At 74.4% G+C, this 14,549-nt stretch carries 13 protein-coding genes; 4 read left to right on the top strand and 9 right to left on the bottom strand.

What is annotated here, in order from left to right:
- Positions 1-13 precede the first annotated feature (13 nt).
- Positions 14-1,030, bottom strand: a complete 1,017-nt coding sequence (locus tag OG730_RS09715; RefSeq protein WP_327303860.1) for a DUF4349 domain-containing protein — start codon at positions 1,028-1,030, stop codon at positions 14-16.
- Positions 1,031-1,204: 174 nt separating this feature from the next.
- Here OG730_RS09715 and hemG point away from each other — a divergent pair, with 174 nt between their 5' ends.
- Together hemG and hemQ are read left to right on the top strand one after the other, a co-directional pair.
- Positions 1,205-2,707, top strand: a complete 1,503-nt coding sequence (hemG, locus tag OG730_RS09710; RefSeq protein WP_327303859.1) for a protoporphyrinogen oxidase — start codon at positions 1,205-1,207, stop codon at positions 2,705-2,707.
- A gap of 4 nt (positions 2,708-2,711) precedes the next feature.
- Positions 2,712-3,425 (top strand): hydrogen peroxide-dependent heme synthase, encoded by a 714-nt coding sequence (hemQ, locus tag OG730_RS09705; RefSeq protein WP_327303858.1) that lies wholly within the window; start codon positions 2,712-2,714, stop codon positions 3,423-3,425.
- Between the two features lie 106 nt (positions 3,426-3,531).
- On the opposite strand, the gene OG730_RS09700 is transcribed toward hemQ, so the two are convergent.
- From OG730_RS09700 to OG730_RS09680, 5 genes are all read right to left on the bottom strand, one after another.
- On the bottom strand, positions 3,532-5,292 hold the full coding sequence (locus OG730_RS09700) for an alpha/beta fold hydrolase (RefSeq protein ID WP_327303857.1): 1,761 nt from the start codon (positions 5,290-5,292) through the stop codon (positions 3,532-3,534).
- An 81-nt stretch (positions 5,293-5,373) separates the two neighbouring features.
- Positions 5,374-6,159, bottom strand: a complete 786-nt coding sequence (locus OG730_RS09695; protein ID WP_327303856.1) for a TIGR04222 domain-containing membrane protein — start codon at positions 6,157-6,159, stop codon at positions 5,374-5,376.
- Positions 6,160-6,243: 84 nt separating this feature from the next.
- Positions 6,244-7,311 (bottom strand): TIGR04222 domain-containing membrane protein, encoded by a 1,068-nt coding sequence (locus OG730_RS09690; protein ID WP_327303855.1) that lies wholly within the window; start codon positions 7,309-7,311, stop codon positions 6,244-6,246.
- Complete coding sequence (locus OG730_RS09685) at positions 7,308-8,723, bottom strand: MbnB/TglH/ChrH family RiPP precursor modification enzyme (RefSeq protein ID WP_327303854.1); 1,416 nt, start codon at positions 8,721-8,723, stop codon at positions 7,308-7,310. The genes OG730_RS09690 and OG730_RS09685 overlap by 4 nt, the downstream gene beginning before the upstream one ends.
- Positions 8,724-8,912: 189 nt before the next feature.
- Positions 8,913-9,662 carry an aminoacyl-tRNA hydrolase gene (locus tag OG730_RS09680; RefSeq protein ID WP_327303853.1) on the bottom strand — a complete coding sequence of 250 codons (750 nt, stop codon included), beginning with the start codon at positions 9,660-9,662 and terminating at the stop codon, positions 8,913-8,915.
- Positions 9,663-9,733: 71 nt separating this feature from the next.
- Between OG730_RS09680 and OG730_RS09675 the strand changes: the two genes are divergently transcribed.
- Positions 9,734-10,408: an AIM24 family protein gene (locus OG730_RS09675; RefSeq protein ID WP_327303852.1), complete on the top strand. Its 675-nt coding sequence runs from the start codon at positions 9,734-9,736 to the stop codon at positions 10,406-10,408.
- Between the two features lie 21 nt (positions 10,409-10,429).
- On the top strand, positions 10,430-10,630 hold the full coding sequence (locus OG730_RS09670) for a hypothetical protein (protein ID WP_327303851.1): 201 nt from the start codon (positions 10,430-10,432) through the stop codon (positions 10,628-10,630).
- Between the two features lie 52 nt (positions 10,631-10,682).
- On the opposite strand, the gene OG730_RS09665 is transcribed toward OG730_RS09670, so the two are convergent.
- The 3 genes from OG730_RS09665 to OG730_RS09655 all read right to left on the bottom strand — a co-directional run bounded on the left by OG730_RS09665 (position 10,683) and on the right by OG730_RS09655 (position 14,505).
- The gene (locus OG730_RS09665; protein ID WP_327303850.1) at positions 10,683-11,621 is read right to left on the bottom strand and encodes a polysaccharide deacetylase family protein; all 939 of its coding nucleotides are present in this window, start codon (positions 11,619-11,621) and stop codon (positions 10,683-10,685) included.
- A gap of 17 nt (positions 11,622-11,638) precedes the next feature.
- Positions 11,639-12,469, bottom strand: a complete 831-nt coding sequence (locus OG730_RS09660; RefSeq protein ID WP_327309204.1) for a PPK2 family polyphosphate kinase — start codon at positions 12,467-12,469, stop codon at positions 11,639-11,641.
- 608 nt (positions 12,470-13,077) lie between these two features.
- Entirely contained in the window at positions 13,078-14,505 is a 1,428-nt protein-coding gene (locus OG730_RS09655) for an alkaline phosphatase PhoX (protein ID WP_327303849.1), read from the bottom strand.
- Between the last annotated feature and the right edge of the window lie 44 nt (positions 14,506-14,549).

Raw genomic sequence — 14,549 nt, 5'->3', positions numbered from 1 at the left:
GGCGTACGGGTGATCAGTCCTGGACCCGCGGCGGCGTCGCGTCCGGCTGGGCCGCGGTGGCGGCCGTGTGCCCCGGCCACGCCGGCCCGCCCTGCGCGGGAAGGCGTCGCGCGGCGCCGGGCTTCACCTTCGCCGGCCGCCACTTGCGGTACAGCCGGAAGGCGAGCAGCAGGAACGCGCCGCTGAGCAGGAACGGGGAGGCCGCGGCGAGCGCCATCAGCAGGTACAGGACCGCCGCGGCGAAGACCTTCCAGCCGCCGGCCAGGGCGTCGGAGAAGCCCGGATCCGGCTTCTCCCTCTCCTTGACGGGCTGCTTCCCCGGTTCCGAGAACGTCAGGGTGATCGTGCCGAGCGAGGTCTGGTCCTTGAGCGCCGTCTGCTGCGCGAGCAGCGACTCCAGATCGGCCTGGCGCTTGCTGAGCTCGGACTCCAGGGTGACGACCTCGCCGAGCCCCGTGGCCTTCTCCATCATCTCGCGCACCCGCACCACGCTCGCCTGCTGGGACTTGACCCGGCTGTCGACGTCGGCGACCTTCTGCGTCACGTCCTGCGCCTCGACCTTGCGCTCCAGCAGCTTCCCGGAGCCCTCCATCGCGGCGAGCACCGAATCGAAGCGCTCGCCCGGCACCCGCAGGGTCACCGTCGAGGTCATCGACCCGTCGGGCGCGCGCGTGGTGCCCTCGTTGCCCACGTACCCGCCCGCGCTCGAAGCCGCCGTCCGGGCACCGGCCGTCGCCTTCTGGACGTCGGCCGTCTCCACGCCGAGCGTCGCCGTGCGGATGATCTGCGTGCGGACGGCGGCAGCCTGTTGGTTCTTGTCCGCGGACGGCGCCGGCGCGCCCGAAGCCGCCGGAGCCGGCGCCGCACCGTTCCCGACCGCCGCCTCCTGCTTGGGGGCCGCGTCCGACTTGGCCATGGACTTGTCGCCGTCGGCCGCCGCGCAGCCGGTGAGCGCGAGCGCCCCTGCCAACGAGAGCGCGGCCAGAGCCGTCGCCGGGCGCCGTCCGAACCGTCTGTACTGGGTGTGCATCGTGTGTGCCCCCGAGGAATCGCCGGATGCGCGAACAGGCCGCCGCGCCGCTGTCGCCGTTCTGACGTCCGGCGTCCCCTCCCGGGTTTCGTACGCCCGGTCCCGAGCTGATGCCGAAGCGGTCACGGTCAGGCCTCGGCGATCGCCCGGTGAGCGGTCTGAGACGATGTGTCCATGCACGAAGCGGACACGCGTACGGACCGGCCGGCCCCCGCCGGCCACGTAGTCGTCATCGGCGGCGGTATCGCGGGCCTCGCGGCGGCCCACCGGCTGCTCGCCGAGGGCCTTCGCGTCACCCTCCTGGAGGCCGGCCCGCGCCTCGGCGGCAAGCTGCGCTCGGGCGAACTGGCGGGCCTGCGCGTGGACCTCGGCGCCGAATCCGTACTCGCCCGCCGCCCCGAAGCACTCGAACTGGCCCGCGCGGTCGGCCTCGGCGAAGCCCTGCGGCCGCCCGCCACCGCCACCGCCCGCCTCTGGACCCGCGGCGTGCTGCGGCCCCTGCCCGGCGGTCACGTCATGGGCGTCCCCGGCGACCTGGGCCCGCTCGCCGCGTCCGGAGTGCTCTCCGCCGAGGGCCTGGCCCGGGCCGCGGCCGAAGACGCCCTGGAGCCGCAGGAGATCGGCGAGGACGTGGCCCTCGGCGAGTACGTCGCCGCCCGGCTGGGCCACGAGGTCGTCGACCGGCTCGTGGAACCGCTGCTCGGCGGGGTCTACGCCGGCGACTCCTACCGCATCTCGATGCGGGCCGCCGTCCCCCAGCTCTTCGAAGCCGCCCGCACCCACGCCTCCCTGGGCGAGGGCGTACGGGACCTGCAGGCCCGGGCGGCCCGGGCGGGGCAGACCGGTCCCGTCTTCTCCGGCATCGACGGCGGCATCGGCAGGCTCCCGCTCGCCGTCGCCGAGGCCTGCCGCGCGGCCGGAGCCCGGATCCTCCTCGACAGCCCCGCGCGCGAGCTGACCCGTACCGCCACCGGCTGGCGCGTGGTCGCCGGATCCGCAGACGGCACAGGTGGCGCCGAGGTCATCGAGGCCGACGGGGTGGTCGTGGCCGTGCAGGCCGGGCCCGCCGCCCGGCTGCTCGACCGGATCGCGCCCGCCGCCGCCACCGAACTGCGCGGGGTCGAGTACGCCTCCATGGCCCTGGTCACGATGGCCCTGCGCCGCTCCGACCTGCCCGGCGGGATCGCCGACGGCGCCGCGAGCGGGTTCCTCGTACCGCCCGTGGACGGCCGGACGATCAAGGCCTCGACCTTCTCCAGCAACAAGTGGGCCTGGGCCGGCACCGATCCCGACCTCTTCCTGCTGCGCACCTCCGTCGGCCGCCACGGCGACGAGGGCGATCTGGGGCGTTCCGACGAGGAACTGGTCGAGGTCTCCCTCGCCGACCTCGGCGAGGCCGTGGGCCTCGCGCCCACCGTCCGCCCGGTGGCCTCCACCGTCACCCGCTGGGACGGCGGCCTGCCCCAGTACCCCGTCGGCCACCTCGGGAAGGTGGCCCGGATCCGGTCCGCCGTCGCCGCCCTGCCGGGCCTCGCGGTGTGCGGAGCGCTCTACGACGGGGTCGGCATCCCCGCCTGCATCGCGAGCGCGGGCAAGGCCGCCGACGTGGTGATCGCCACGTTGGGGGCCGGTGGGGTACCCCTGGCACCGACCACTGATCAGCACACGGGACAATAGACACATGACTGCACCAGAGAAGATTCCCAACGCGGGGAAGAAGGCGAAGGACCTCAACGAGGTCATCCGCTACACCCTGTGGTCCGTCTTCAAGCTGAAGGACGTGCTCCCCGAGAACCGCGCCGGCTTCGCCGACGAGGTCCAGGAGCTGTTCGACCAGCTGGCCGCCAAGGACATCACCGTCCGCGGCACCTATGACGTCTCCGGCCTGCGCGCCGACGCGGACATCATGATCTGGTGGCACGCGGAGACCTCCGACGAGCTGCAGACCGCGTACAACCTGTTCCGCCGCACCAAGCTGGGACGCGCGCTGGAGCCGGTCTGGTCGAACATGGCCCTGCACCGCCCGGCCGAGTTCAACAAGTCCCACATCCCGGCCTTCCTGGCCGACGAGACGCCGCGCGACTACGTCAGCGTCTACCCCTTCGTGCGCAGCTACGACTGGTACCTGCTGCCCGACGAGGACCGCCGCCGCATGCTCAAGGACCACGGCATGATGGCCCGCGGCTACCCCGACGTGCGCGCCAACACCGTCGCCTCCTTCTCGCTCGGCGACTACGAATGGCTGCTCGCCTTCGAGGCCGACGAGCTGTACCGCATCGTCGACCTCATGCGCCACCTGCGCGCCTCCGAGGCCCGCATGCACGTCCGCGAAGAGGTGCCCTTCTACACCGGGCGCCGCAAGTCCGTCGCCGATCTGGTGGACGGGCTCGCCTAGAGACCTCCCCTGGGGGGAAGGACCGGAGGACCGCCTGACCGGCGTCCTCCGGGGATCGGGAGGCACTGCCCCCGAATCGACGCAGCCGGAGATCCCGCCCGGAAGTTCAGACGACTGGCGGCAGCAGTGCCCTGGGGTGCCCCCGGACACCCGCTGCCCGGTCGTCCAGCGACACCGGTGCGGGCTCCGGATGCGGCGCACACGTGACACGTGACCCCGCCGTGTCACCCGTCAGCAAGTACCGCTCCACGTGGGCGTCCACGCAGTCGTTGCGTCCGCCGACCACCCCGTGGGTGCCGGCCCCCGTCTCCGTCACCAGCCCGGCCCGCGGCCCGAGCCGCCGCTGGAGTTCCAGCGCGCCCCCGTACGGGGTGGCGCCGTCCCGGTCGGCCGCGACGATCAGCGTGCGGGGGAGCGGGGCGTCCGGCCGTACCCCCACGTCCACCGGCCGCTGCCGTTCGCGGACCGGCCAGAAGGCGCAGGGCAGGTTCAGGAAGGCGTTGGCCCAGGTCTCGAAGGGGGCCGTGCGGGCCAGCTCGGTGTTGTCGCGGTCCCAGGTCTCCCAGTCGGCGGGCCACGGGGCGTCGTTGCACAGGGTCGCCGTGTAGACGGCCGTGGCGTTCTCGCCCTCGACGGCCGCCGCCGGGTCCGGGGCGGCCAGCGCGAGGAGCGGGCGCGGATCGCCGCGCAGGAACGCCGCCAGGGCCGCCGCGCGCCCCGGCCAGACCTCGTCGTAGTACGCCGCCCGCAGGTACGCGGAGTGCAGCTGCCCGGTGCCGACCACCCCGCCCGCCGGTTCACGGGCCAGCGCGGCGCGCACCCGCTCGTAACTCGCCTGCACCGCTTCGGGGGTGGAGCCGAGCCCGTACGCGGCGTGGTGGCGGGCCGTCCAGGCACGGAAGTCGGCCCAGCGGCGCTCGAAGCCGGGGGCCTGGGCGAGGTTGTTGCGGTACCAGACCTTGCGGGGGTCGGGGTCGACGGCCGAGTCGAAGACCATCCGGCGGACGTGGCCGGGGTAGAGGGTGGCGTACACCGCGCCGAGGTAGGTGCCGTACGAGGCCCCCATGAAGGTCAGCCCGCTCTCGCCGAGCGCGGCGCGCAGCACGTGCAGGTCGCGGACGTTGTTCAGGGTCGTGTACGAGCCGAGGGCGGCGCCGGCCCGCTCCGCGCAGCCACGGGCGTAGGACCGCGCGGCGGCGATCCGGGTCTCCTTCGCGGCGGCGTCCGGGCGCGCGCCGGCGGCCTCCGCCGGGGCCCGGTCGAACCGCTCCGGGTCCTGGCAGGACAGCGGGCGCCCCGAGCGGCCCACCCCGCGCGGGGCGTAGCCGACGAGGTCGTAGGCGGCCCCGACGCGGCGCCACTCCGGCAGGTCGGCTACGAGCGGGAAGAACAGGCCGTTCCCGCCCGGGCCGCCGGGGTTGTACACGAGCGCCCCCTGCCGCCGGGCCCCGCCCGCGCCGGAGGCGGCGACCCGGCTGACGAGGATCTCGGTCCGCGGCCCGAAGGGCCGGGCGTAGTCGACCGGAACCCGGAGCGTGCCGCACCGCACGTCCGGGCCGAGCCCTTCGGCGACGGGACAGGGCCCGAACTCCAGCCGGTGGCGGGCACCCTGACGGGCCACGAGCTCGGCCCCGGCGGCCTCGGCGGCCTCGGCGGCCGTCCGGGCGGCTCCGGCGGGGCCCGGGGGCGGGTCCGCGGGCGATGAGCCCGCGGCCGGGGCCGCGGCCGGTGCGCCCGGAGCCGGTGCGTCCGCCGTCACTCCGGGCGGGCCCGGGGGAGCGGCCTCGGCGCCGGAGGTCAGCGGCAGGGAGGCGGCCAGCGCGAGGGCGGCCAGCGCGACCGTGGCGGGCACCCGGGGCATGCGCATGGCGGGCCTCTCATCTCATCGGACCTCCCGATGAGATCCGGCGGGCGGCCTCCTGTACAGGACCACCGGCCGGTGTCGCGCTCAATGCCCCCGTTGCCGCGGAATCCGCCCCCGCCTGCCGTAGGTGAGCGCCGCCCGCAGCTCGGGATCCGTGACGGCGCGCAGCCCCCGCAGGGCCACCGCGGTGAGCGAGCCCCGCGCGCCCTGCTCCCGCCCCAGCTCCACGAGGAGCCGCCGGCCGGCGGGGGAGGCCCACCCGGACTGCCCGTGCCCCTCGACGCGGGCTATGGCCAGGCAGCCCAGCGCCAGGATCAGCGGCAGCGCGAACCAGCACAGGATCATCTTGGTCGTGGTCCCCGGATCGGGCACGCACAGTGCGGCGACCATCATGCCGAGGACCAGCCCGGTGGCCTGCCGGACCGACCGGACCCCTGCCTCGACGTCCTGCCGGGCCTCGTCGCGCGACGCGAGCCCGGCTTCTCCGAGCCGCTCCGCGAGGGCCCGTACGGCCGCGTCCCGCGCCACGGCCGACCGTACGGAGGTCACCGGCTCCTGCCCGTCCGGCCCGAAGGCGCCGAGCACCGAGCACTCGTGCGGATCGCGTCCCACCGGGTCGACCACCGTCGCCCAGCCGGTGTGCGCGAGCAGCAGCCGCCGCTGACGCTGCATCGACAGCAGCGTCAGCTCGGCCACCCGCTCCGGGCCACCTGCGAGGTAGGCGGCCTCGTACAGGCTCAGCTCGTCGTGGTGGTGGCGGGCGTCGGTGCCCGGCGGGGGCTCCGCCAGTTCGGAGGCGGCCTTCAGGAGGCGGGTGCACGCGAACAGCAGCCCTGCCCAGGCGAGGAGGAGGAACAGGACCCAGAACATGTCCGAGTTCTACAAGACGTGGAACGGCCCGGTACAGCCCTGTGCCGAGGTGTGAGCAGCTCGTGACGGGTCCGTGATGGGCGGTCAGGAACTGCTGCCGCAGCTGGAACCGGACGAACTGCTGCAACTCGATCCGCTGGAACAACTCGACCCGCCGGAGCCGCTCGAGCAGCTGGACCCGCTCGATCCGCCGGAACAACTCGACCCGCTGGACCCGCAGCCCGACCCGGAGGAACAGCCGCTCCCACCGGAGGACCCGCAGCCCGCCCCGCCGGACCCGCCGCCGTCGGAACCCGCGCACCAGACGACGGGGACCATCGCGGCGCCCGAGTCCCAGTCGGACCCCGAGCCGCCCGGACGCGATCGGGACTGGGCGGCCGCCAGCCGGGTCCCGCGGGCCGCCGGCACCAACTGCTCGCGCAGGTACGGGTCCCGCAGGCCCCGCAGCCCGAACAGCGAGGTCTGGACGTACGGGCTCTGGTCGGCCCCGTAGTGGGCGCGCATGAGGCGCAGCGCCTCGGCCCCCGCCGGGGTGATGCGCTGCCGGGCGCGGGAGGCCCCGACGGTGCCCACCACGATCCCGCCCAGCAGTACGGGCAGCACCTCCACGATGAACGGCACGTGGAAGCTCACGGGCCCGTCCTGCAGCGCGAAGGCGACGAAGGACAGCGGCAGCGAGAGCATCAGCAGCACCCCGCACACCACGGCCTGCACCACCCCGTGGCGCAGCCAGCGGTGGCGGCCTCCGGGTGCGGCGATCAGCCCGCGGGCGGACAGCGCGTCGCCGGTCTCCTGTACGGCCGGGTCCCGCATGGCGGCGTACCGGATCTGGTAGAGCCATCCGGACGGGGCGCCCTGGCAGGCCTGGAGCACGGCCCGCTGGGCGGGGTCGCCGCCCCGCACCCCGGGCCGGACCTGGACGATGCCGGGCCCGCCGGCCAGCATCCGGCCGTCGCAGAGCAGCGAGACGATCGCGGCGTCCACCACCGCGCCGGGCCCGCCGGCCATGAAGGCGGCCTCGGACAGGTCGTGCAGGCGCGGGGCGGGGCCGAGGGCCGCCGGCCGCGACCGCCGAAGGCCGCGCAGGAGCAGCACGCAGGAGGCGATGACACCGATCCAGACGGCCACGGCGAGCAAGTCGAAGAAGTTCACGCCGCCCTCCCCACGAGTGCGCGGGCCCAGCGCACGGCCCGTCCCGGTGGCCGCGCCCCGGCCCGGTCCCGCCACCAGAGCGTGAGCCGGCGCCGCGCGGCGGGGTCGGCGGGCAGGTCCCGGACCAGCAGGTGCTCGGCGAACTCCATGGCGTCGCGCCGGTATCCGCCGGTCATGGGCCGCTGCCGGGCATAGCGCAGGAAGGCCTCGCGGTACGGGTCCTCCCCGCCCAGGATCCCGGGCAGCTCGGGCGCCAGCTTCGCCACGACATCGGCCCGCTTGGCCGCGAGCGCCCGCGCCTGCACGCGCACCCGCTGCCGGTCGAACCCCTCGGGCACGGGAGTCCCGGCCACGAGCGCCGACAACAGCGCGGCCTGCCCGATCCCGACCCGAGTCCGCGCGGCATCGAGCCCGGCCCCGCCGTCGTGTGCGACGCGGTCCGGGCCGGAGCCCGATCCAGCCTCGCCGGCGTTTGAGGCGCGGGGGTCCGGGGGCTGGCCCCCGGGAACGGCGCCGCACGCGGCAGGGGTCCGGGCGGAGCCCGGGGAACGGGTGAAGGGCGGGTAGGGGACAGCCCCCGCAGGGCCGCCGTCCAGCACCCCGCGGATCGCGGTCAGCTCACTCGCGAGCTCGGCCCCGGCAGGGAAGTCGTCATCCCGCTCCAGCAGGACCCCGGGCGGGTCCACCCGATTCCGGAGCTCCGCCAACACATCCAGCACCGCCGCCGGCACGGGATGCGCGTGCGTGTCGTGCCACACCCCACCCCGCTCCACGCCCCCGGCGACGTGCACGTACGCCAGCGCCTCCAGCGGGATGCCGTCCAGCACGGCGACCGGGTCCTCCCCCCGGTTGACCCGGTTGGTGTGCAGGTTGGCCACGTCGATCAGCAGCCGCACCCCGGTCCGCTCCACGAGCTCGGTCAGGAACTGTGCCTCGGTGAGCTCCTCCCCGGGCCACGACACCAGCGCCGCGATGTTCTCCAGCGCGAGCGGCACCGGCAGCGCGTCCTGCGCGATCCGTACGTTCTCGCAGAGCACGTCCAGCGCGTCCCGGGTCCGGGCCACGGGCAGCAGGTGCCCGGCTTCGAGCACCGGTCCCGGTGCCACCGAGGAGGTCCGTACGAAGGCGATGTGCTCGGTGACCAGCGGAGCCCCCAGCGCCACCGCCCGCTCCCCGAGCGCGGCCAGCTTCGCCGGGTCCGGCCGGTCGGCGCCGCCGATGCCCAGCGAGACCCCGTGCGGCACCACGCGGACCCCGCGTTCGAGCAGCCGCAGCAGGGACTCCGGCAGGTGGCCGGGGCAGATGTTCTCCGCCACGACCTCGACCCAGTCCAGCCCCGGCAGGCCTTCCACCGCCCCCGCGATCTCCGGCCGCCAGCCGATGCCCACCCCCAGGTGTGCCATGGGCTTCATGTCCCCTCGCCCCCTCTCATCGGTCCGTGTGCCGATGTCATGGCCCCGACGGAGCCGGGCCAACCCGCCCAGGGGGACGTTCAGAGCAACATTTGAGGTTCCCGGCCCGGACGACGTTCCGCATGCCGGGACGGACGGGCCCCGCGGCCCGTCGCTACGGCCGCCGCGGCCCCGTCCCGCGGCCCCGCGCTACAGCCGTGCCCGCAGCGCCGGATGGTCCGCGACCACCGTGCACGAGCCGGGCGCGATCTCCGTGAACCCCGCGTCCCGCACCACCGGCAGCCCGCTCCCCGACAGCTCCGTCCACCGCTCGCGCGCGGCCGTCCGTACGGCCAGCCGGAAGCCGGACTCCCGCCACGCGGTCCGCTCCGGGCCGGTCAGCTCCCACCACGCGAGCTGCGCCGCGTGTCCGGCCTGGGCCATGGCCTTGCCGGCCGACATCTCCAGGTCCGGGTTGAGCCAGAGGACCGGCAGCCCGGCCTCCGCCGGGGCGACCGGCTCCGGGTCGTCCAGGTCGGTGCCCGACACCTGGAGCTTGGCCAGTTCCTTGGGCCAGCCGTCGAGCGGGACCGGCGGGAAGACCCGTACCTCCGAGTCCGCGCCGTGCACCGTGAGGCCCGGCAGGGTTCCGGCCTTGCGCCACTCCGCCCCGCGCGCCCTGCGCACCACCTTGCGGATCCGCGCGTCCTGCCAGTCCCGGACCGCCGCCGCCCATTCGCCCTCGCCGCCCGACCGCTCGTCGGTGAGCAGCACGAGCACCGCGCGGGCGGCCGTCTCCAGGGCGTCGGTCCGGGCCGGCGGCTCCGTCTTCTCGATCCGCACGACCAGCGGGAGGACGTACTGCGGTGCGTCGTCGCGGGCGATCCGCTCCTGCCGGAAGGGGCTGTCGGACCCGACTGCGGGTACCTGCGTGTCGTGGCGCGTGTCCTCGGTGCTCATCCGGCCAAGTTTGCCAGCCTCCACCTCCAGGCTGATGCCCGAGGGGCCCGGGCCGGGCGAGGATCGACGGCATGAAGAGTGATCTTTTCGCGTCAGAGAACCTCGTCGAGGCGTCCGCCGTACCCGGTATGACCCTGCAGAACGCCAAGTCGGTGAAGTACACCGTCAACGGCGAGATGCTCGCCCGCCAGGGCTCCATGGTCGCCTTCCGCGGGAACCTGCAGTTCGAGCGCAAGGGACAGGGCATAGGCGGCATGCTCAAGCGCGCCGTCACGGGCGAGGGGCTCGCGCTGATGTCCGTGCGCGGGCAGGGCGAGGCCTGGTTCGCGCACCGGGCGGGCCACTGCTTCATCATCGAGTTCGAGCCCGGCGACGCCCTGACCGTCAACGGCCGCAACGTCCTGTGCTTCGACCCGACTCTCGGCTACGAGATCAAGATGCTCAAGGGCGCCGGCATGACCGGCGGCGGCCTCTTCAACAGCCTCTTCACCGGTACCGGGAAGCTCGCCGTCGTCTGCGACGGGAATCCGATCATCATCCCGGTCACCCCGCAGGCCCCGGTGTACGTGGACACCGACGCGGTGGTCGGCTGGAGCGCCCGCCTCGAGACGGCGCTGCACCGTTCCCAGTCCGTCGGCTCGATGATCCGCGGCGGCTCCGGCGAGGCCGTCCAGCTGAAGCTCAGCGGCGAGGGCTTCGTCATCGTCCGCCCGAGCGAGGCCACCGAGTCGGCCGCCGCCCACTGACCGGGCAGTACGCTCGTACGCATGGACCAGACGGAGCGGCACGTGCCCGATTCCTCGTACTGCCCCGCGCCCGCGGCCCCCGCCGGGCGGGTGCCCGGGCCGCCCTACGCCGACTGCGTGGAGTGCGGGAAGCCCACCGAGTACGGGGTCGCGACCCCGGGCGTGGTGCTGTGCCCGGTGTGCGAGTGGCAGGACGCGCAGCGCACGGCCTGCTCCGGCTGAGGCCGGAGCGGGGGCCGGAGCGGGAGCCGCAGCCGGAGCAGGGGGCCGCGGGCTACTTGCCGATGAGGTCGGAGACCTTGACGAAGCGGTAGCCGCGCTTGCGCAGCTCCGGGACGATCGTGCGGATGGCCTCCTCGGTGACCGGGGCGGCGCTGCGCGTGCAGTGCATGACCACCACCGAGCCGGGCTTCACCCCGGACAGGACCTGTTCGGCCACCGCGTCGGGATCCTTCGCGAAGGCGTCCCCGCTGACCACGTCCCACTGGACGGCCGTGACCTTGGCGGTGGAGATGGCCCGCAGCGCCTGGTCGTCGTAGCAGCCGCCGGGGAAGCGGAAGTACGGGACGGTGTTGACCGCGCCCGCCTTGCGGAAGGCCTCGAAGGCCCGGTCCACGTCGGCGCGGGCGGCGGCCTCGTCGAGGGTGGGGAGGCCGTAGCAGGGGGACTTGAAGGCGTGGTGGCTGTACGAGTGGTTCGCGATCTCGAAGTTCGGGTCCGTGCCGATGGACTTCGCCTGGTCCGGGTACTCCTCGGCCCAGCGGCCCGTCATGAAGACCGTCGAGGGCACCTTGAGCCCGCGCAGCGTGGAGATCAGCTGCGGATTGTCGAAGTGCTCCCCGCCCGCCGCGCGCGGCCCCTGGTCGGAGGTCATGTCGGCGTCGAAGGTCAGCGCCACCGTCTTGTCGGTGTGCTGCTTCGCGCGGTCGAAGACGGGGGTCAGACCGCCCGGACCAGGGGCCATGGTCGGCGCCTTGCCGGGGGCGCCGGCCTGCGGGGACACCGACGGACTGCTCCGGGGGCTCGCCGGCGGGGCGGCGGAGGCCGCGGTGGAAGGAGCGGCGGAGGCCGGAGCGGAAGGGGCCGGGGAGGCTCCCATCCGGGCCCGGCCGCCGACGTCCGAGGTACCGGCGCCGCCCCCGCACGCGGCGAGGGCGGCACTGAGAGCTGCTACGGCCGCGACGGCAGCCGTCCTGCGCACTGAGATGGTCACATGCGCAAAATATATGACTATGTGGCGAGCAGGCGGGTGCGGCACTCCTCCACGTCGAAGTCACCCTTCGGGTACTGCGGCGCGATGCCCTCCAGATGCTCCAGCAGCAGTTTGCTGATCGCCCAGTTGCGGTACCACTTGCGGTCCGAGGGGACGACGTACCAGGGCGCGGCGTCCGTGGAGCAGCGCTCCAGGGCCAGCTCGTACGCCTGCTGGTACGCGGGCCACACGGAGCGCTCCTCGATGTCGCCCGCGTTGAACTTCCAGTGCTTGTCCGGGTTGTCGATCCGCTCCAGGAGCCGCTTGCGCTGCTCCTCGTAGCCGATGTGGAGGAAGACCTTCACCACGGTGACCCCGTCGTCGGCGAGGGACTTCTCGAACCGGTTGATCTGCGCGTAGCGGCGGCCCAGCTGACTGCGCGGCACCAGGTCGCGCACGCGGGCGATCAGGACGTCCTCGTAGTGCGAACGGTCGAAGATGCCGATCTCGCCCGGCTGGGGGAGCGCCTTCATGACGCGCCAGAGGAAGGGGTGGTTCTGCTCCTCCGGCGTGGGCGCCTTGAAGGCCTTGATCCGGCAGCCCGAGGGGTTGAACAGGCCGATCACGTGCTTGACCGTGCCGCCCTTGCCGCTGGTGTCCATGCCCTGGAGCACGAGCAGGACGCGGCGGCGGTCGCCCGCGGTGCTGGCGGCGTAGAGCCGTTCCTGGAGGGAGGCGAGCCGTTCACCCATCCGGGCGGTGTCCGCCAGGCCGGCCGCCTTGTCGGTGGGACCGGCCGGGGTCGCACCGGGGTGGAAGGCTCCGAGATCGACGCGCTCGCCGGAGGGGACGCGGAGCAGGGGGCTCAGGGGGGTGTCGTAGCCGTACTCGTACCCCGGTCCGTGGCCGTGCCCGTGGCCGTGGCCGCCGGACTTGCGGGCGGCGCCCTTGGAGTGCTTGCCGTTCTCGGCGGAGATGCGGAGCAGCTCGCGCAGCGAGAGGGGCTTGGACTTCGGCTTCCCGCCGGTGGTGGCCGTGGCGGCGGTGCCCGTTTCGCCGCCGGAGCCGGGCTTCTTCTCCGCCTTGGCGGCCTTCTCGCCCTCGGCGGGCGGGGCGACCGCTTCCGCGGCCTCCTCGGAGGCGGACTTGAAGGCCTTGCGGGCCTTCGGAACCTTGGCGGCCTTGTCGGTCTTCTCGGTCTTCCGGACCTTCTCGGCCTTGGCAGCCTTCTCCGGCTTGTCGGCCTTGGCGGACTTCCCCGCCTTGGCGGACTTTCCCGCCTTGGCGGCGGCCGACTTCCCCGCCTTGGCAGGCTTCCCGGCCTTCTCGTCCTTGCTGTCCTTCTGGGCCACCGCTACCTACCTCGATCCGTCGACTCCATACGATCCTCCACCACAACGCGGTGCACCGCGACGTGACGAAAGGCCAGGCCGGGCGGGCCGGAAGGCAGTGCGGGCGGGCCGTAAGGCAGTACGGCTCACCGCCATGGACCCGTCACCGCGAAGGTGGTGCCGGGCGTGTAGGCGTTCACGTACATCGTCCGGGCGTCCGGGGAGAAGGTGACCCCGGCGAACTCGCCCCACTCCGGCGCCCCCGGCTTCCCGATGTCGGCGGCGTTGCGGGCCATCGGGTAGACCTCGCCGCCGGGGGTCACGCCGAAGACGTACTGCGCGCCGCCGCCGTCCTCGCACACCATCAGTCCGCCGTCGGGGGCCAGGCAGATGTTGTCGGGGGAATCGCCGGGCAGCCGGACGTCGGCGGCCGGGCCGAAGACCACGTCCAGCCGGAGCCGGGCGCGCAGCGGGTTGTAGAACCACACCTGGCCGTGGTGCTCGGCGGGGGAGCCCTCGCGGGTGCGGGCGTAGCTGGAGACGAAGTGGACGCCGCCGTCGCCCCAGTAGCAGCCCTCCAGCTTCTGGGCGTGGGTGATCCCGCCGGGGCCGAAGTCCTGGAGCCGGATCGGGGTCCCGGACGCGGACGGGTCCGGCACGGGCACCCACTCCACCGGGAACTCGGCCCCGGGCTCGTCCACCACCGCGAGGTTCGCCAGTCCGGGGACCCGCAGGGCCTCCAGCTCGCCGCCCGCGCGCAGGGAGCCGAGCCCGCCGAGGGGACGGGCGGGCAGGAACCGGTAGAAGAGCCCGAAGGGTTCGGTGAAGGCGTCCTCCGTCTCGTAGACCACACCGCGGTACGGGTCCACGGCGACGGCCTCGTGCGCGAAGCGGCCCATCGCGGTGAGCGGGACGGCGCCGGAGCGGTGCGGGTCGGCGGGGTCGACCTCGAAGACGTAGCCGTGGTCGCGGGTGTAGCCGGCGGTGCCGGCCCGGTCCTCGGTCTCCTCGCAGGACAGCCAGGTGTTCCAGGGAGTACGGCCGCCCGCGCAGTTGACGGCGGTGCCGGCGAGGGCGACGCGCTCGGCGGTGACCCGGCCGGCCGGGTCCAGGTCGAGGAGCGTGCAGCCGCCGAGGGCGTACGGGTCGTAGGTGAGCCCCTCGACGGGAGGGACCCGCAGGGCGGCGGTGGTGCGGTTCTCGTGGTTGCGCACCAGCCGGACGCGGCCCCGCCCGGCGTCGAAGGCGGCCATGCCGTCGAAGTTGCCGGGGACGGTGCCCTCGCCCGAACGCAGCGGGTCGCCGGCGCGCGAGAGGACGCGGTACGCGAACCCGGCGGGCAGATCGAGCAGTCCGGCGGGGTCGGCCACGAGCGGGCCGTAGCCGCGCGCGGAGCCGTGGGCGGCCGTACTCGTACCCGGGCTCTTGCCGCGCGAGCCCGTGCCCGCGCCCGTGCCCGCTCCGGCTCCCGGTCCGGCTCCGGCGAAGAGGACGCCGAGCGATCCGGCGAAGGAGATGGAGGCGGCCGCGATCAGGCTGCGCCGGCTGAGGGACATCGGCGGCTCGGTCGGCATGGGCAACTCCCGGCGGCGGTGCAGGACACAGGACCGAGCCGTGG

The organism is Streptomyces sp. NBC_01298, from assembly GCF_035978755.1.
Taxonomy (GTDB): domain Bacteria; phylum Actinomycetota; class Actinomycetes; order Streptomycetales; family Streptomycetaceae; genus Streptomyces.
This window is presented reverse-complemented; position numbering and strand designations above follow the sequence as displayed.